This is a genomic window from Paraburkholderia caballeronis, from assembly GCF_900104845.1.
In the GTDB taxonomy this organism is placed as follows: domain Bacteria; phylum Pseudomonadota; class Gammaproteobacteria; order Burkholderiales; family Burkholderiaceae; genus Paraburkholderia; species Paraburkholderia caballeronis.
Genome location: NZ_FNSR01000001.1, coordinates 2216662 through 2233525, shown reverse-complemented (window position 1 = coordinate 2233525; position 16864 = coordinate 2216662). Strand labels below are relative to the sequence as shown.

Genomic DNA, 16864 nt, shown 5'->3' with positions numbered 1-16864 from the left:
AAGTTACGGATAGTTGGTGGCCTCGCGCGCGCGACGCTGGTTCAATGAGCGATTGACCTGTCCGCCGTATCGGCCGTCGCCGTTTCAAGACGTGCGATACGTACCGACGCGGCGGGCGTATCGGGCCGGCCCGTTCGTGACAGCGATGCGAGGCCGCCGCAGCACGAGGCCTCACGATGGCGAACACGAACAAACCGATCCTGCTCAACGCGTTCAACATGAACTGCGTGGGCCACATCAATCATGGGCTGTGGACGCATCCGCGCGACCGCTCGACCGACTACCGGCTGCTGCCGTACTGGACCAACCTCGCGCGCACGCTCGAACGCGGGCTGTTCGACGGGCTCTTTCTCGCGGACATCGTCGGCGTGTACGACGTGTACCAGCACAACGTCGACGTGACGCTGCGCGAGTCGATCCAGTTGCCGGTCAACGACCCGACGCTGCTGGTGTCCGCGATGGCCGCGGTCACCGAACACCTCGGTTTCGGCGTCACGGTGAATCTCACCTACGAGCAGCCGTATCTGCTCGCGCGGCGTTTCTCGACGCTCGATCATCTGACGCAGGGGCGCATCGGCTGGAACATCGTGACCGGCTACCTCGACAGCGCCGCGCGCGCGATGGGTCTCACCGAACAGTTGCCGCACGACGAACGCTACGATCGCGCGGACGAATATCTCGACGTGCTGTACAAGCTGTGGGAGGGCAGCTGGGAGCCGGACGCCGTGCGCCGCGACAAGGCCGCGCGCGTGTTCGCGGACCCGGCGAAGGTGCATCGCGTGCAGCACGCGGGCCGCTATTACAACGTGGACGGTTATCACCTCGCGGAGCCGTCGCCGCAGCGCACGCCGGTGCTGTTCCAGGCGGGCAGTTCGGGACGCGGGCAGCGGTTCGCCGCGCGTCACGCGGAGTGCGTGTTCATCTCGCCGCCGAACCGCCAGGTCGGCCGCGAAACGGTACGCACGCTGCGCGAGGAACTGGTGCGCGCGGGCCGGCGTCCGGACGACGTGAAGGTGTTCGTCGGCGCGGCGGTGGTGCCGGGCGCGACCGAAGCACAAGCGCGCGAGAAATACGCGGATTATCTGCACTACGCGAGCCGCGAGGCCGGCCTCGCGCATTTCGCCGCGAGCACCGGCATCGACTACGCGCAGTACGACCTCGACGCGCCGGTCGATTACGCGCCGGGCAACGCGATCGAATCGGCGACGCGCACCGCGAAGCAGCACGGCTGGACGCGCCGCAGGCTGCTGGAAATGTTCGAACTCGGCGGACGTTATCCGGCGATCGTCGGCACCGCCGCGCACGTTGCGGACGAGTTGCAGGCGTGGGTGGACGAGGCGGGCGTCGATGGCTTCAACCTGAGCCGCACCGTGGTGCCGGAGAGCTACGAGGATTTCGTCGATCTGGTCGTGCCGGAACTGCAGAATCGCGGGCTGTACAAGACGGCTTATGCGCCGGGCTCGCTGCGTCAGAAGCTGTTCGGCGAGGGCGACACGCTGCCCTTGCGGCACGCGGGCGCGTCGTTCCGGCAGCGCGCGGAAGCAATCGCGTGACGGCAGTGCGCGTTACGCCGCCCGTTGATCTACGCAGGGCGTCGTAACGCTGCGATGAACCGTTCTAGAACGTAAACGCACCTTCGGCCACGAACGTGCCGACCGCATTACGCGGACTCGGCACTTCGCGCGCACGCAGTCCTTCGGGCAACTGCTCCGGATCGCCGGGCCGGCCGAGCGCGATGCCCGCTTCGATCGCATACGTATCGGGAATCGCGAGTTCGCTGCGGATACGGTCGCGTTCGATGCCCGCGAGGCCGTGCGCCTTCCATCCTGCGAGGCTTGCCTGCAACGCGAAATAACCCCACGCCGCGCCCGTATCGAACGAATGGCTCGCCGCCGGCACTTCGCTCGCGCCGCCCGGCGGCACGAATGTCGTCTTCGACAGCACGATCACGATGGCCGCCGCATGCGTCGCCCAACCGCGATTGAACTCGTTCAGAAAACCGAGAAAGCGTTCCCAGTGTTCGGTGTCGCGACGCGCATAAACGAAGCGCCACGGCTGCGAGTTGTACGACGAAGGCGCCCAGCGCGCCGCTTCGAAAAACGTGAGCAATGTCGCTTCGGGCAGCGCGTCGGCGGTGAACGCGCGAGGCGACCAGCGGTCGAGGAATTGACGGTCGATCGGATGATCGGCAAGGCGGCCGTTCGAAGTGGTCATCGTGAACCCCGTGAATGAACGTGGACGTGAAAGCGCGGCGGAAAACGCGGCGGTAAACGCGCCTCGCGCGGCGGATCAAGCATAACGCCCGGCACGTTGCGCGAGTAACGGATTTGTTCTCCCATGCTTATGAGCGCTACGGCGCAAACGTCGTCCATAACACGCGGACGATAAAGAACGAATCACCATAACGATAGCTGAATCGAATCATTCCGCGCGATGCGCTTCGCCGCTACGCTTGCAGCGACATTGCAGGAGATTGCGCATGACCGATCCGGTTCGAACGTTCTTCACCACGCGGCGTCGCGTGCTTGGCTTCGCCGCTGCCGCGCCGCTCGCGGCGGCGGCCGCCGCGCTTCATTCGCAGCGTGCCTATGCAGCGGATCTGTCCGGCGCGATGCTCGTGCTGGGCGATCAGGCCGGCGGCCTGCGCGCGCTCGTCGAAGCCGCGAAGGTGCTCGACGGCGCGCCGTATGGATTCCGCTGGGCGAACTTCCAGGGCGCGGCGCCGCTGTTCGAAGCGCAGCGGGCGGGCGCAGTCGATCTCGCGCCGGCCGGCGACCTGCCGGTGCTCGCGGCGGCGGCCGGCGATCCGGACATGAAGATCGTCGCGACGCGCGCCGGCGTGCCGACGCAACTCGGCATCCTCGTGCGGTCCGATTCGTCGATCCGCCGCGTCGCGGACCTGAAGGGGCGCACCGTGTTCGTGTCGTCCGCACGCGGCAGCATCTCGCAGTATCAGCTGTATGGCGCGCTGGCCGAAGCGGGGTTGTCGAAGGACGACGTGTCGGTCCGCTTCATCCTGCCGGTCGATGCGTTCGCCGCGTTCGCATCCGGCTCGATCGAGGTATGGGCAACGTTCGATCCGTATTACGGCATCGCCGCGCAGCGCGGCGGCCGCGTGCTGCGCGACGGCACCGGCATCAATAGCGGGCTCGGATTCATCACCGCGTCGGGCGCGGCCGTCGCGGACACCCGCAAGCGCGCGGCGATCGCCGACGTGCTCGTGCGGTTCCAGCGCGCGGGCGACTGGGCGCTCGCGAATCCCGATGCCTATGCACAGGTCTACGCGACGCTGACGCGCACGCCGCCCGAAGCGGCGAAGCAGATCACCGCGCGTTCGGCCCTCAAGCAGCGTTTCGTGACCGACGCGGACATCGCGGCGCTCCAGCAGGTCGCCGACACCGCGTTTCGCGAAGCGATCCTGCCGCGCCGCATCGACGTGCGCGCGATCTCCGACACGCACATCGCGGCCGCGTGAGCGATGGCGCACGACGCTGCGACGCCGAAAAAGCGGCTCATTTAGATAGCATTTTTTATTGGTTTGAGTTCGCGTGCGGCTCTTTCATAGTGACCTCCTGATGGCTATAGACAGCAGCGCGACGACAACGACACGCGCTGCGATCGCTGACCCTGGAGGCCTTTATGACGGTGGAAGTACAGGACAAGCCGCTGCACGCGGATCTCGAAGCGGCGCGCGCCGCGGCGCAGGCAGCGGGGCTGCCGTATGCGGGCAGCGTCACGCCGCAGCAGGCGTGGGCGCTGCGCGCGGCCGGCGACGCGGTGCTGGTCGACGTGCGCACGGCCGAGGAGCGCAAGTTCGTCGGCCACGTGCCGGACACGCTGCACGTCGCATGGGCGACCGGCACGAGCCTCACGCGCAATCCGCGCTTCGTGCGCGAGCTGGAGGCGAAGACCGGCAAGGATGCGGTGGTCGTGCTGCTGTGCCGTAGCGGCAACCGCTCGGCGCTGGCCGCCGAGGCCGCCGCGAAGGCGGGGTTCACGAACGTGTTCAACGTGCAGGAGGGTTTCGAGGGCGACCTCGACGACGCCGGCCATCGCGGGCTGCGCAACGGCTGGCGGTTCCACGGTTTGCCGTGGGTGCAGGACTAGAAGCGGGTCGCGTCGCGGGACGCGCACCCGACAGCTTGATGTGATTCAAGGGTATTCGCATACCGGGGAGTGCGTAACGTGACCGTATTCAATGTCGCAGAAATCGTCGGCGCACTGCAGACCGTGCGCCAGCAGTGGCGCGAGGAGCAGCGCCGTTCGCTCGAACCGGGCGGGCGCGAGCTGCCGGCGCGCGAGGCGCTCGCGGACATCGTCGATACGCTGAAGGGCGTGCTGTTTCCGATGCGGCTCGGGCCGCCGGATCTGCGTCAGGAAAGCGAAAACTTCTACGTCGGCCACGCGCTCGATGCCGCGCTGCATGCGCTGCTCGCGCAGGCGCGGCTCGAACTGCAATACAAGGCGCGGCATGGCCGGCCCGACGACGCCGACATCGATGCGCGCGCAAGCGCCGCCGTGCACGCGTTCGCGCAGCGGCTGCCGGCGATCCGCTCGCTGCTCGACAGCGACGTGCTCGCCGCGTTCCACGGCGACCCGGCGGCGGGCAGCGTCGACGAGGTGCTGCTGTGTTATCCGGGCGTGCTCGCGATGATCCACCATCGCCTCGCGCACGAACTGTATCGGCTCGGCCTGCCGCTGCTCGCGCGGATCGTCGCGGAACTCGCGCATGCGGCGACCGGCATCGACATCCATCCGGGCGCGCAGATCGGCGCGGGGTTTTTCATCGACCATGGCACTGGCGTCGTGATCGGCGAGACGTCGGTGATCGGCGAACGCGTGCGCGTGTACCAGGCGGTGACGCTCGGTGCAAAACGTTTTCCGCGCGATGCGGCCGGCCATCTGGAGAAGGGGCTCGCGCGCCATCCGATCGTCGAGGACGACGTCGTGATCTACGCGGGCGCGACGATCCTCGGCCGCGTGACGCTCGGGCGCGGCGCGGTGATCGGCGGCAACGTATGGCTGACCGACAGCGTGCCGCCGGGCGCGCACGTCACCCAGGCGATCTCGCGTCACGACACGCGGCCGGCGCCGGCCGTTGCCGCTACCTTCGCCACCGCGGATCAACCGGCCGTCGAACCCGCGGCCGGCGCACTGCGATGAACGCGCTCGTTCGCGATTTCGGCGTGATCGTGCGGCGGCTGCGCGAGGCGCGCGGCTGGTCGCAGGAGCAGCTTGCCGAACATGCGGGACTGAACCGCTCGTATGTCGGCGAGATCGAGCGCGGCACCGTGATCGCTTCGATCGTCACCGTCGAAAAGCTTGCGCGCGCATTCGGCGTATCGATCGCCGATCTGCTGCTGAATGTGGCCGGCGCGCGGGACGCAGCGGCAGTGCCGCCGGTGACGGGCGTGTCGTGTCCGCGCTCGCCGGTTCATTCCTGACGATTCTTTTGCGCCGTGCCTGCGCGTCGCGGGCACGGCATATCGCATCCGTTTGATCGACTTCGTTCGCTGGGACGCGGGTTGCTGGCTATAGCATGTTGAGCCGCCGATTTCCGCTCCCGATAATCGCTTTCGTCATAAGCATTTCCGTTTTTCTTCTAAAGAACTGGAGTCATCCATGTCGACGACTGCGAGCGGCCAGACCGCTCTCGGCGATAACGCCGCCCGGCAACTAGCCAATGCCACCAAGACCGTCCCGCAGCTTTCCACGATCACGCCGCGCTGGCTCACGCATCTGCTGCAATGGGTGCCGGTCGAGGCGGGCATCTACCGGCTGAATCGCGTGAAGGACCCGGAAGCGGTGCGCGCCGCCTGCACCGCGCGCGAGGACGAAGGCACGCTGCCGACCACGTTCGTTCCGTATGAAGAACAGCCGCGCGAATACTTCCTGAACGCGGTCAGCACGGTGCTCGACGTGCATACGCGGATCTCGGACCTGTACAGCAGCCCGCACGACCAGATCAAGGAGCAGTTGCGCCTGACGATCGAGACGATCAAGGAGCTTCAGGAAAGCCAGCTGATCAACAACCCGGACTACGGCCTGCTCGCGAACGTCGAGGAAGATCAGCGCATCTTTCCGCTGACCGGCGCGCCGACGCCGGACGATCTCGACGAACTGCTGACGAGGGTGTGGAAGGAGCCGGCGTTTTTCCTCACGCATCCGCTCGCGATCGCCGCGTTCGGCCGCGAATGCACGCGGCGCGGCGTGCCGCCGCCGACGGTCAGCCTGTTCGGCTCGCAGTTCCTCACGTGGCGCGGCCTGCCGCTGATTCCGTCGGACAAGGTGCCGGTCGCGGACGGCAAGACCAAGATCCTGCTGCTGCGCGTCGGCGACAAGCGCCAGGGCGTGGTCGGCCTGTATCAGCCGGGCGTCGCCGGCGAACAGGGGCCGGGGCTGTCGGTGCGGTTCATGGGCATCAACAACCAGGCGATCGCGTCGTATCTGATCTCGCTGTACTGCTCGCTCGCGGTTCATTCGCCGGACGCGCTCGCGGTGCTCGATGACGTGGAGATCGGCAAGTACCATGACTATGCAGACACCTATCGGTAATCCGGGTAATCCGGCCGCGGGCGGCGCGCTGCCGGACCTGCCCGCGCCGGCTCTGCCGGGCGGCTTGCCGGACCCGTCGATGCTCGCGCGGCTCGCCACCGAGTTCTTCAGTGCGTTGCCGGGCGGGGCCGCTGTGCCGGACGTATCGGCGGGCAGCGGCGCGGTGGGTGGCGTGCCGTCCGCGCTGCCGGCCGCCGCGCCGATCCTGTCGTCGATCGGCAATCCGGTGCCGCCGGGCTCGCCGCTCGCGGGGCCGGGTGGCGCGGGCACCGGCGTGCCGGGGCTGTCGTTGCCGCAAGGGCGCGTGCCGGGCGCGAATCTGCTGCCGGGCGCGCCGACGCACGTGCTGTCGCTCAGCAACCGCATTCCCGCGCTCGCACCGCATGCGGCCGCGCAGAACGGCTTGCCGGACAGCGTGGTGTCAATCGCGCCGGCGTTCGAGCCGCGCGCGGGCGGCGTCGCGCTCGGCGTGCCGGAAGCAGGCGGGCTCGCGCGTCCGCACGTGGCGCCCGCAACGGGGTCGCCGTTCTATTTCCTCGACGACGCGGCGCGCAGCGCGGTCGATGCGCCGCTCGACATCGCGGTGCCTCATTCGCTGCACGGCAACGCGGCCGATCCGCGCGCGTTCGGCCTGCCCGCGCAAAACGATCTGCGCGAGCTGCTGCCGCTGCATCGCTTCACGCCGGATGATGCGGCCCGCACGCCGTCGCGCACCGGCTCGCTGTACGCGTTCGACGACGCCCGCGCCGCCGCGCATCCGCGCGATGCGCAGCGCGCGACGCCGTTCGCATCCGCGCATCCGCCGTTCGACGTGCATGCGGTGCGGCGCGACTTCCCGATCCTCAGCGAGCGCGTGAACGGCAAGCCGTTGATCTGGTTCGACAACGCGGCGACCACGCAGAAGCCGCAGGCGGTGATCGACCGGCTCGCGTATTTCTACGAGCACGAGAACTCGAACATCCACCGCGCCGCGCACACGCTCGCGGGCCGCGCGACGGATGCCTACGAGCATGCGCGCGAGACCGTGCGGCGTTTCGTCGGCGCATCGTCGGCGGACGAGATCGTGTTCGTGCGCGGCACGACCGAGGCGATCAACCTGATCGCGAAGTCGTGGGGCGAGCAGAACATCGGCGCGGGCGACGAGATCGTCGTGTCGCATCTGGAGCATCACGCGAACATCGTGCCGTGGCAGCAGCTCGCGGCCGCGAAGGGCGCGACGCTGCGCGTGATTCCGGTGGACGACTCGGGCCAGGTGCTGCTCGACGAATATCGGAAGCTGCTGAACGCGCGCACGAAGATCGTGTCGGTCACGCAGGTGTCGAATGCGCTCGGCACCGTCGTGCCGGTCGCGGAGATCGTCGATCTCGCGCATCGCGCGGGTGCGAAGGCGCTCGTGGACGGCGCGCAGTCGGTGTCGCACATGCGCGTCGACGTACAGGCGCTCGACGCGGATTTCTTCGTGTTCTCCGGCCACAAGATTTTCGGGCCGACCGGGATCGGCGTCGTGTACGGCAAACGCGAGATCCTCGATGCGATGCCGCCGTGGCAGGGCGGCGGCAACATGATCGCGGACGTCACGTTCGAGCGCACGGTGTTCCAGCCCGCGCCCGCGCGTTTCGAGGCGGGCACCGGCAACATCGCGGACGCGGTGGGGCTCGGCGCGGCGCTCGACTACGTGAACCGGATCGGCATCGAGAACATCGCCCGCTACGAGCACGATCTGCTCGCGTATGCGACGAGCGTGCTCGCGCCGGTGCCGGGCGTGCGTCTGGTCGGCACCGCGAAGGACAAGGCGAGCGTGCTGTCGTTCGTGCTGCGCGGCTACGAGACGGAGGAAGTCGGGCGCGCGCTGAACGAGGACGGCATCGCGGTGCGCTCCGGGCATCACTGCGCGCAGCCGATCCTGCGCCGCTTCGGCCTCGAAGCGACGGTGCGGCCTTCGCTCGCGTTCTACAACACGTGCGAAGAAGTCGATGCGATGGTCGACACGGTGCGCAGGCTCGCGGCGCGAAGGGCCTGACGAACACGCGTCCGGCGATCGCTGCGGATCGTTGAGCATCGGGAGCCGGCCTTGCGCCGGCTCTTTTTTTGCGCGCGAATTATCGCGACGATTCCACCGTCACCGTTGCGCCGCGATCCGGCGCAGCGGAAATAGCAATGCCCAGGCGGCATGATTAGCTATCGCGGATAAGTTAGAACCGCGGCCGGCAAGACCTCCTATAGTCGGAGCCTTCCCGTTTCGACCTACTTGCCGGAGTCCGTTGATGAATCGCTTCTCTCGTTCCTTTGCACGTCGTCTGCGTCCCGTGGCTGCCGCGCTCGCGGCATGCGCTGCGCTGTCCGCCGCGTTCGTCGCCGGACCCGCGCGGGCCGACACGCACGAGGTCGTGATCGCGTATCAGGACATGGTCGTGCCGTGGCGCTTCGCGCAGGCGAGCGGCGAGGTCGAGAAAGCGACCGGCTACAAGGTCACGTATCGCAAGCTCGCGAGCGGGGCGGACGTGATCCGCGCGCTCGCGTCGGGCTCGGTGCAGCTCGGCGAGGCCGGGTCGAGCCCGATTGCGGCGGGCTTGTCGCAGGGCGTCGACATCTCGCTGTTCTGGATTCTCGACAACATCAACGACGCGGAGGCGCTCGTCGTGCGCGACGGCTCCGGCGTCACGAGCCTCGCGGGGCTGAAGGGCAAGACGATCGGCGTGCCTTACGTGTCGACATCGCATTTCCATACGCTCGTCGCGTTGCAGGACGCCGGCGTGAACCCGGCCGACGTGAAGATCGTGAACCTGCGTCCGCCCGAGGTCGCGGCCGCTTGGGCGCGCGGCAACATCGACGCGACGTACATCTGGGACCCGGTGCTCGCGCAGGTGAAGAAGAACGGCAAGGTGCTGATCACGTCCGGCCAGGTTGCGCGCGAAAGCGGCAAGGCGACGTTCGACGGTTTTGTCGTCGATCGCCGCTTCGCGAAGGACAACGCGGAATTCCTGACCCGTTTCGTGAAGGTGCTCGCGGCGACGGACGCCGACTATGCCGCGCATCGCGCGGACTGGAACGCGGCGTCGCCGAAGGCCGCGGCGGTCGCGAAGGAGTCCGGCGCGAATCCGCAGGACGTACCCGCGAGCCTCGCGCTTTATGCGTTCCCGACGCTCGCCGAGCAGGCATCGGGCACGTGGCTCGGCGGCGGCGCGCAGTCCGGCGCCGCGCGTTCGCTTGCGGCGACCGCCACGTTCCTGAAGACGCAGGGGACGATCCAGAACGTGCTGTCCGACTATTCGGTCGGCGTCGATCCGCAATACGTGCAGCGCGCGGCCGCGCAGTGAGCGACGTCGCACGGAGCATGCGTCGATGAGCGCGCTGGAGATTCGCGGGCTGAGCGTCGTTTATGAAGGCGGGCGTGGCCGCTCGCCGACCGTCGCGCTCGCCGACGTCAACCTGTCCGTTGAAAGCGGCGAGTTCGTCGTCGCGCTCGGTGCATCCGGGTGTGGAAAAACGACGCTGTTGAATTGCATCGCCGGTTTTATCCAGCCGGCCGACGGCGACGTGCGCATCGATGGGCAAGTGGTTACGGGGCCGGGCGCGGATCGCGGCGTCGTGTTCCAGAAGCACGCGCTGATGCCGTGGCTGAACGTTATCGACAACGTCGCGCTCGGGCTGCGGTTTCAGCGGGTGCCGAAGGCGGAGCGCGAGCGTGTTGCGCTACAGATGCTGTCGCTGGTCGGCCTCGATGCGCACGCGCAGGCCCGCGTGTACGAACTGTCGGGCGGCATGCAGCAGCGTGTCGGCATTGCGCGCGCGCTTGCGAGCGATCCGCGGATGCTGCTGATGGACGAGCCGATGGGCGCGCTCGATGCGATGACGCGCGAGGCGGTGCAGGAAGTCGTGCTCGACGTATGGGGACGCACGCGCAAGACGGTGTTCTTCATCACGCACGGCGTCGAGGAGGCGCTGTTTCTCGCGACCCGGCTTGTCGTGATGACGCCGCGGCCCGGACGGATCGCGCAGACCTATGCGCTGCCGTTCTCGCGACGTTATCTGGAGACGCGCGATGCGCGCGCGGTGAAGTCGTCGCCGGAATTCATCGAATGGCGCGAGCGTTTGATCCGCATCCTGCACGACGATGCCGTGCACGAGGTGCTGACGTGAGCGTGCCGAGAGAGTCGCTGGTTAAACCCGCCGACGCAGTTGAGACCCGCGCTGTCGATGCCGGCCCGCGCCGCGCGCGCGTGTGGCGCATGCCAGGAGAAGGGCCGACCGCTGCGTTGAGTTTGGCGTCGGTTGCCGGGCTGGCGCTGCTGTGGTGGCTCGCGACGCATCTGCACTGGCTGCCGCCGTTGTTTCTGCCGACGCCGGAGGCCGTCTGGGCCGCATTCGTCGATGCGTGGCACGGGCGCATCCAGGGCGGCCTGCCGTTGTCCGAGCACCTGGGATGGAGCGCGCTGCGCGTGTTCGGCGCGTTCGCGCTCGCGGCGCTGACCGCGGTGCCGGTCGGCATCCTGATGGGCGTCAGCCGGATCGCGCGCGGGCTGCTCGATCCGCCGCTGGAGTTCTATCGGCCGCTGCCGCCGCTTGCGTATCTGCCGCTCGTGGTGATCTGGTTCGGCATCGACGAGACCGCGAAGATCGTCGTGATCTACCTCGCGTGCTTCGCGCCGATCGCGATGGCCGCGCGGGCCGGCGCGCGCAGCGCGACCGAGGAGCAACTGCGCGCGGCAAGCTCGCTCGGCGGCGGGTTCTGGCAGATCGTGCGGTTCGTCGTGCTGCCGGCCGCGCTGCCCGAAATCCTGACCGGCTTGCGTATCGCGATCGGCTTCGGCTGGACGACGCTCGTGGCCGCCGAGATGGTCGCCGCGACCGCGGGCCTCGGTCAGATGGTGCTGAACGCGTCGAGTTTTCTGCGCACGGATGTCGTCGTGATGGGGATCGTGCTGATCGGGTTGATCGCGTGGCTGTTCGATCTCGGGATGCGGGCGGTCGAGCGCAGGGTGGTGCCGTGGAAAGGAAAGATGTGAGCAGGGCGACGATCGATGACAACTTCAACGAATCTGTAGGACTTTGCCCGTAGGTCACTCATACGTTCAGGCAATTTGATGTTCATACTCGATGGACGCGTTGACGTCGCGCTTTGGCATCCTTTACGATCGTCACACGATATCGGTTGAAGTCGGATCGAGGGTCGAACGGGGCAACCTTGGCGACAAATCCGGCCACAGGCCGCCAGACAGCCGCTTAAGCGGCTGTTTTCATTTTTGAGGTTGTCAGGGTCGTGTCGTACATCTGCCATATCGACGAGGCGGGCTGCAGCGCATCGCTGCCCGCGACGAAATCGGACGTTCAGCCGTTGCTCGTGATCGCCGGCCTGATCGCGCACGAGGACGCTCCGCCGTACATCACGCGCGAATTTCTCGCCCTCAAGCGCCGCTATTGTCCGGGCGCGTTCACGTCGAAGCATCGGCTCGACGACGTACGGCAGGAGATCAAGCGGGCCGGTGTGCGCCGTGCAATCCGGAAGCACGGCACCCGCGCGAAGACGCCGTTCCGCTTCATCGACGATACGCTGACGCTGCTCGAACGATTCGGGTGCCGCCTTCTCGCGACGATGTGGGTCGAAGGCGTCGCGGCGCCATTCAAGGCTCGCGAAACCTGTACGCGTTCCGTGCAGCATGCGTGCCGGACCTTCCCGTCGTTTCTCTACGAGAAGGATTCGACCGGGCTCGTGAGTGAATGCGCGGGATCTTCTTGTGCGCTGGCGCTACGCAAGGCGAGGCAGGCGGTTGCAGTTCAGGTCGGGCGATCGATGGAGCATCGAGTTTCTCGATGCGCATATGAGGCGGTCGTCGGCCGAACTCTTCGCGATGCCTGGGCCGCAGCCGGTGGTTCTGGAGCAACGCGGGGGCTCGCGCGACACGATCTTTCGGCACAGGGTTCGTCGTCGTGCGGGCGAACAGGGGTATCGGCTACGCAAGCTGATCGCCCGGTCAACACGGTCTCACGAAAATGGTACGACGGCCCGACCTTTTTATAGTAGCTACGAAAAATTTGCATCGCATTAATATCGTAGCTACAATAACTCCCGTGGAAATCACTTTCGATCCGGTCAAGAACCGGAGCAACCTCGCCAAACACGGCGTCGGGTTGGCGATGGCGGCCGAACTGGACTGGCCGGAAGTGATGGCCTACGTGGATGCGCGATGCGATTACGGCGAAGTACGCGAAGTGGGTTTTGGCGTGATCGGCGAGCGCCTTTACTGCGTTGTGTTCGTCCAGCGGGGCGACGCAATGCACGTGATCAGTTTTCGAAAGGCCAACAAGCGGGAGGTAGCGAGTTATGTCGCCGAAGCCTAAAGTCATCATGCCGACGGACGAGGAGGATGCCGCCATCAACCGCGGCATTGCGGCCGATTCCGATACCTACGAAGTGCCGGCCGGGGATTTCGCGAAGATGAAGCGTGTCGGAGCGCGGGGCCGCCCCAGGCTGGAGAAGCGGAAGGTGCTGCTGTCCGTTCGTTACGACGCGGACATCGTGGAGCAATTCCGCGCGACGGGGGACGGCTGGCAGTCGCGGATGAACGACGCGCTGCGCCAGTGGCTCGATCAGCACGGCGGCAAAGCGGCCTGACCTGAGCCATCGCCACTGCCGGGCAGGTAAAATACCGGACCGGCTTCAAGTCCTCGGGCATCCCCAGCCCCTGCGCGCCCCACATCAGACAGATTCCCCGTGAAAAACCCTTTAAATTCAATCGACAAGACGAATCCTGCGCCGAAGATCGGCATGGTCAGCCTCGGCTGTCCGAAGGCGTTGGTCGATTCGGAACAGATCATCACCCAGCTCCGCGCCGAAGGTTACGAAATCTCCGGCACGTATGACGGCGCGGACCTCGTCGTCGTGAACACCTGCGGCTTCATCGACGAGGCGGTGCAGGAAAGCCTCGACGCGATCGGCGAGGCGTTGAGCGAGAACGGCAAGGTGATCGTGACCGGCTGTCTCGGTGCGAAGAAGAGCGCGAGCGGCACCGGCCTCATCGAGGAAGTGCATCCGAAGGTGCTCGCGGTCACCGGTCCGCACGCGGTCGGCGAAGTGATGCAGGCGGTGCACAGCCATCTGCCGAAGCCGCACGATCCGTTCGTCGATCTCGTGCCGGCCGCCGGCGTGAAGCTCACGCCGCGCCACTATGCATACCTGAAGATCTCCGAAGGCTGCAACCACCGCTGCACGTTCTGCATCATCCCGTCGATGCGCGGCGACCTCGTGTCGCGTCCGGTCGCCGAAGTGATGCTCGAAGCGGAAAACCTGTTCAAGTCCGGCGTGAAGGAACTGCTGGTGATCTCGCAGGACACGAGCGCGTACGGCGTCGACGTGAAGTTTCGCACCGGGTTCTGGAACGGCCGCCCGCTGAAGACGCGGATGACCGAACTGGTCGGCGCGCTCGGCGAACTCGCCGCGCAGTACGGCGCGTGGGTGCGTCTGCATTACGTGTATCCGTATCCGCACGTCGACGAGATCATCCCGATGATGGCCGAAGGTCCGTTCAAGGGCCACGTGCTGCCGTATCTCGACGTGCCGTTCCAGCACGCGCATCCGGACGTGCTGAAGCGGATGAAGCGTCCCGCGAACGCGGAGAAGGTGCTGGAGCGCGTGCAGGCATGGCGCGCCGCGTGCCCGGACCTGACGATCCGCAGCACGTTCATCGCGGGTTTCCCCGGCGAGACGGAAGCGCAGTTCGAAACGCTGCTCGACTTCATCCGCGAGGCGGAACTCGACCGCGTCGGCTGCTTCGCGTATTCGCCGGTCGAGGGTGCGACGGCGAACGAACTCGACGGCGCGCTGCCCGACGACGTGCGCGAGGCGCGCCGCGCGCGTTTCATGGAAGTGGCCGAGCAGGTGTCCGCGAAGCGCATCCAGCGCAAGGTTGGCAAGACGCTGAAGGTGCTCGTCGACGAAGTGAACGCGGACGGCGGCATCGGCCGCACGGCGGCGGACGCGCCGGAGATCGACGGCGTCGTCTACGTCGCGCCCGCGACGAAGGCGTCGAAACGCTACAAGGCCGGCGACTTCGTGTCGGTGAAGATCACCGGCGCGGACGGCCACGATCTGTGGGGCGAGGTCTGATCCGTATGGCGGCAGCAACACCTCAGGTCCTCGCGTTTGGCGAGGCGATGGTCGAATTCAACCAGGCGTCGAAGGATCGGCCCGACTATCTTCAAGGCTTCGGCGGCGACACGTCGAACTTCTGCGTCGCGGCCGCGCGGCAAGGCGTGAGCGCGGGTTTCGTATCCGCGCTCGGCGACGATCACTTCGGCCGGCTGCTGCTCGGCATGTGGGCGGCCGAAGGCGTCGATACGTCGTGCGTGCGGGTTGATCCCGCCGCGCCGACCGGCGTGTATTTCGTGTCGCACGGTCCGCAGGGGCATGCGTTCGATTATCTGCGCGCGGGTTCTGCGGCGAGCCGTTATGCGCCGCGCGATCTGCCGCTCGATGCGATCGCGGCCGCGCGCGTGCTGCATCTGTCGGGCATCAGCGTCGCGATCAGCAGCAGCGCGTGCGACGCGGCGTTCGAGGCGATCGCGCACGCGCGCAGCAACGGCGTGCGCGTGAGTTTCGACACGAACCTGCGGCTGAAGCTGTGGCCGCTCGCGCGCGCCCGCGCGGTGATGACCGAAGTGCTGCGGCAGACCGACATCTGCCTGCCGAGCTGGGACGACGTCGTGGTGCTGACCGGCCTCGACGATCGCGACGCGATCGTCGACTGGCTGCTCGCGCACGGCGCGCGGATCGTCGCGCTGAAGCTCGGCAAGGAAGGCGCATACGTCGCGACGCCGGACGAGCGCCGCATCGTGCCGGGCCGCGTCGTCGCGGCGGTCGATGCGACCGGCGCGGGCGACTGCTTCGGCGGTGCGTTCATCGCGCGGCTCGTCGAAGGCGACGATCCGTTCGCGGCCGCGCATTATGCGAACGCGGCGGCGGCGCTATCGACGCAGGGTTTCGGCGCGGTCGCGCCGATTCCGCGCCGCGAGGCGGTCGAGCGGATGCTGGCCGGCTGACCGGCCTGCGCCGCGGACGCCGCCGCGCCATCGCAGTACACAGAACACATACAACACATTCAACCGGGAACCGGAGGAGCAGCAGATGCAACGCGAAGTGGTGGTGGCGGCCGGCGTGCGCACGGCGATTGGCGATTTCGGCGGCGGCCTGAAGGACTTCCCGCCGACGGATCTCGGCGCGCGCGTCGTGCGCGAAGTGCTGTCGCGCGCGAACGTGAGCGGCGACGACGTCGGTCATGTGGTGTTCGGCAACGTCGTGCACACGGAGCCGAAGGACATGTACCTCGCGCGCGTCGCCGCGCTGAACGGCGGCGTCGCGCAGCACGTGCCGGCGCTGACGGTGAACCGGCTGTGCGGGTCGGGCCTGCAGGCGATCGTGTCGGCCGCGCAGGGCATCCTGCTCGGCGACGCGGACATCGCGATCGGCGGCGGCGCGGAAAGCATGAGCCGCGCGCCGTACACGGTGCCGGCCGCGCGCTTCGGCCAGCGGATGGGCGATGCGCCGCTGATCGACATGATGCTCGGCGCGCTGCACGACCCGTTCCAGACGATCCACATGGGCGTGACCGCCGAGAACGTCGCGAAGCAGTACGGCATCACGCGCGACGCGCAGGATGCGCTCGCGCTCGAATCGCATCGCCGTGCGGCGCATGCGATCGCCGAAGGCCGTTTCGCGGAGCAGATCCTGCCGGTCGTGATCCGCTCGAAGAAGGGCGACGTGACGTTCGACACCGACGAGCACGTGCGCGCGGACGCGTCGGCGGGCGACTTCTCGAAGCTGCGTCCGGTGTTCGCGAAAGAGAACGGCACGGTGACGGCCGGCAACGCGTCCGGCATCAACGACGCGGCCGCGGCCGTGCTGCTGATGAGCGCGGACACCGCGCGCGAGCGCGGCGTGAAGCCGCTCGCACGGCTCGTGTCGTACGCCCATGCGGGCGTCGATCCTGCGTACATGGGCATCGGCCCGGTGCCGGCAACGCGCAGCGCGCTGAAGCGCGCGGGGCTGTCGGTCGCGGATCTCGACGTGATCGAGGCGAACGAGGCGTTCGCCGCGCAGGCGTGCGCGGTCACGCAGGAACTCGGCCTCGATCCGGCGAAGGTGAATCCGAACGGCTCGGGCATCTCGCTCGGCCATCCGATCGGCGCGACCGGTGCGCTGATCACCGTGAAGGCGCTCTATGAACTGCATCGGACCGGCGGCCGTTATGCGCTGGTCACGATGTGCATCGGCGGCGGGCAGGGCATCGCCGCGGTGTTCGAGCGGATCTGATCC

Annotated in this window: 17 protein-coding genes; 16 read left to right on the top strand and 1 reads right to left on the bottom strand. The window is 67.5% G+C overall.

From position 1 onward, the window contains the following. Positions 1 to 176: 176 nt before the first annotated feature. Positions 177 to 1553 (top strand): LLM class flavin-dependent oxidoreductase, encoded by a 1377-nt coding sequence (locus BLV92_RS09975; RefSeq protein WP_090544538.1) that lies wholly within the window; start codon positions 177 to 179, stop codon positions 1551 to 1553. Positions 1554 to 1617: 64 nt separating this feature from the next. Here BLV92_RS09975 and BLV92_RS09970 read toward each other — a convergent pair whose 3' ends face one another. Continuing rightward, positions 1618 to 2214 (bottom strand): nitroreductase family protein, encoded by a 597-nt coding sequence (locus tag BLV92_RS09970; RefSeq protein WP_090544536.1) that lies wholly within the window; start codon positions 2212 to 2214, stop codon positions 1618 to 1620. 265 nt (positions 2215 to 2479) lie between these two features. Between BLV92_RS09970 and BLV92_RS09965 the strand changes: the two genes are divergently transcribed. The 15 genes from BLV92_RS09965 to bktB all read left to right on the top strand — a co-directional run bounded on the left by BLV92_RS09965 (position 2480) and on the right by bktB (position 16861). Beyond that, positions 2480 to 3475 carry an ABC transporter substrate-binding protein gene (locus tag BLV92_RS09965; protein ID WP_090544534.1) on the top strand — a complete coding sequence of 332 codons (996 nt, stop codon included), beginning with the start codon at positions 2480 to 2482 and terminating at the stop codon, positions 3473 to 3475. Positions 3476 to 3639: 164 nt separating this feature from the next. Continuing rightward, positions 3640 to 4107, top strand: coding sequence for a rhodanese-like domain-containing protein (locus BLV92_RS09960; protein WP_090544532.1), 468 nt, complete (start codon positions 3640 to 3642; stop codon positions 4105 to 4107). A 78-nt stretch (positions 4108 to 4185) separates the two neighbouring features. Then, complete coding sequence (epsC, locus tag BLV92_RS09955; RefSeq protein WP_090544530.1) at positions 4186 to 5163, top strand: serine O-acetyltransferase EpsC; 978 nt, start codon at positions 4186 to 4188, stop codon at positions 5161 to 5163. Then, positions 5160 to 5444, top strand: a complete 285-nt coding sequence (locus tag BLV92_RS09950) for a helix-turn-helix domain-containing protein (RefSeq protein WP_090544528.1) — start codon at positions 5160 to 5162, stop codon at positions 5442 to 5444. The genes epsC and BLV92_RS09950 overlap by 4 nt, the downstream gene beginning before the upstream one ends. Positions 5445 to 5622: 178 nt before the next feature. After that, positions 5623 to 6555, top strand: coding sequence for a family 2A encapsulin nanocompartment shell protein (locus BLV92_RS09945; RefSeq protein WP_090544526.1), 933 nt, complete (start codon positions 5623 to 5625; stop codon positions 6553 to 6555). After that, entirely contained in the window at positions 6530 to 8575 is a 2046-nt protein-coding gene (locus BLV92_RS09940; protein ID WP_090544524.1) for a family 2A encapsulin nanocompartment cargo protein cysteine desulfurase, read from the top strand. The genes BLV92_RS09945 and BLV92_RS09940 overlap by 26 nt, the downstream gene beginning before the upstream one ends. Before the next feature lie 244 nt (positions 8576 to 8819). Beyond that, positions 8820 to 9872, top strand: a complete 1053-nt coding sequence (gene tauA / locus BLV92_RS09935; protein WP_090544522.1) for a taurine ABC transporter substrate-binding protein — start codon at positions 8820 to 8822, stop codon at positions 9870 to 9872. Positions 9873 to 9897: 25 nt separating this feature from the next. Continuing rightward, positions 9898 to 10695 carry a taurine ABC transporter ATP-binding protein gene (locus BLV92_RS09930; protein ID WP_090544520.1) on the top strand — a complete coding sequence of 266 codons (798 nt, stop codon included), beginning with the start codon at positions 9898 to 9900 and terminating at the stop codon, positions 10693 to 10695. Then, positions 10692 to 11561, top strand: coding sequence for an ABC transporter permease subunit (locus BLV92_RS09925; RefSeq protein ID WP_090544518.1), 870 nt, complete (start codon positions 10692 to 10694; stop codon positions 11559 to 11561). Before BLV92_RS09930 ends, BLV92_RS09925 begins: the two co-directional genes overlap by 4 nt. A gap of 254 nt (positions 11562 to 11815) precedes the next feature. After that, entirely contained in the window at positions 11816 to 12574 is a 759-nt protein-coding gene (locus BLV92_RS31475; RefSeq protein WP_143040667.1) for a DUF3800 domain-containing protein, read from the top strand. Between the two features lie 50 nt (positions 12575 to 12624). Then, complete coding sequence (locus tag BLV92_RS09920) at positions 12625 to 12894, top strand: BrnT family toxin (protein ID WP_166676915.1); 270 nt, start codon at positions 12625 to 12627, stop codon at positions 12892 to 12894. Then, positions 12878 to 13168, top strand: a complete 291-nt coding sequence (locus BLV92_RS09915; RefSeq protein ID WP_166676593.1) for a BrnA antitoxin family protein — start codon at positions 12878 to 12880, stop codon at positions 13166 to 13168. The genes BLV92_RS09920 and BLV92_RS09915 overlap by 17 nt, the downstream gene beginning before the upstream one ends. 99 nt (positions 13169 to 13267) lie before the next feature. Further along, on the top strand, positions 13268 to 14659 hold the full coding sequence (gene rimO / locus BLV92_RS09910; RefSeq protein ID WP_090544513.1) for a 30S ribosomal protein S12 methylthiotransferase RimO: 1392 nt from the start codon (positions 13268 to 13270) through the stop codon (positions 14657 to 14659). Between the two features lie 5 nt (positions 14660 to 14664). Next, on the top strand, positions 14665 to 15591 hold the full coding sequence (locus BLV92_RS09905) for a sugar kinase (RefSeq protein ID WP_090544511.1): 927 nt from the start codon (positions 14665 to 14667) through the stop codon (positions 15589 to 15591). 85 nt (positions 15592 to 15676) lie between these two features. After that, positions 15677 to 16861 (top strand): beta-ketothiolase BktB, encoded by a 1185-nt coding sequence (bktB, locus tag BLV92_RS09900; protein WP_090544509.1) that lies wholly within the window; start codon positions 15677 to 15679, stop codon positions 16859 to 16861. The last annotated feature ends 3 nt before the right edge of the window (positions 16862 to 16864 follow it).

Excerpts from the sequence above, each read along its gene's own strand:
- tauA (WP_090544522.1), top strand. The coding sequence starts at position 8,820 with ATGAATCGCTTCTCTCGTTCCTTTGCACGTCGTCTGCGTCCCGTGGCT.
- BLV92_RS09970 (WP_090544536.1), bottom strand. The coding sequence starts at position 2,214 with ATGACCACTTCGAACGGCCGCCTTGCCGATCATCCGATCGACCGTCAA.
- bktB (WP_090544509.1), top strand. The coding sequence starts at position 15,677 with ATGCAACGCGAAGTGGTGGTGGCGGCCGGCGTGCGCACGGCGATTGGC.
- BLV92_RS09930 (WP_090544520.1), top strand. The coding sequence starts at position 9,898 with ATGAGCGCGCTGGAGATTCGCGGGCTGAGCGTCGTTTATGAAGGCGGG.
- BLV92_RS09905 (WP_090544511.1), top strand. The coding sequence starts at position 14,665 with ATGGCGGCAGCAACACCTCAGGTCCTCGCGTTTGGCGAGGCGATGGTC.
- BLV92_RS09940 (WP_090544524.1), top strand. The coding sequence starts at position 6,530 with ATGACTATGCAGACACCTATCGGTAATCCGGGTAATCCGGCCGCGGGC.
- BLV92_RS09965 (WP_090544534.1), top strand. The coding sequence starts at position 2,480 with ATGACCGATCCGGTTCGAACGTTCTTCACCACGCGGCGTCGCGTGCTT.
- BLV92_RS09915 (WP_166676593.1), top strand. The coding sequence starts at position 12,878 with ATGTCGCCGAAGCCTAAAGTCATCATGCCGACGGACGAGGAGGATGCC.
- BLV92_RS09975 (WP_090544538.1), top strand. The coding sequence starts at position 177 with ATGGCGAACACGAACAAACCGATCCTGCTCAACGCGTTCAACATGAAC.
- BLV92_RS09960 (WP_090544532.1), top strand. The coding sequence starts at position 3,640 with ATGACGGTGGAAGTACAGGACAAGCCGCTGCACGCGGATCTCGAAGCG.
- BLV92_RS09950 (WP_090544528.1), top strand. The coding sequence starts at position 5,160 with ATGAACGCGCTCGTTCGCGATTTCGGCGTGATCGTGCGGCGGCTGCGC.
- BLV92_RS09945 (WP_090544526.1), top strand. The coding sequence starts at position 5,623 with ATGTCGACGACTGCGAGCGGCCAGACCGCTCTCGGCGATAACGCCGCC.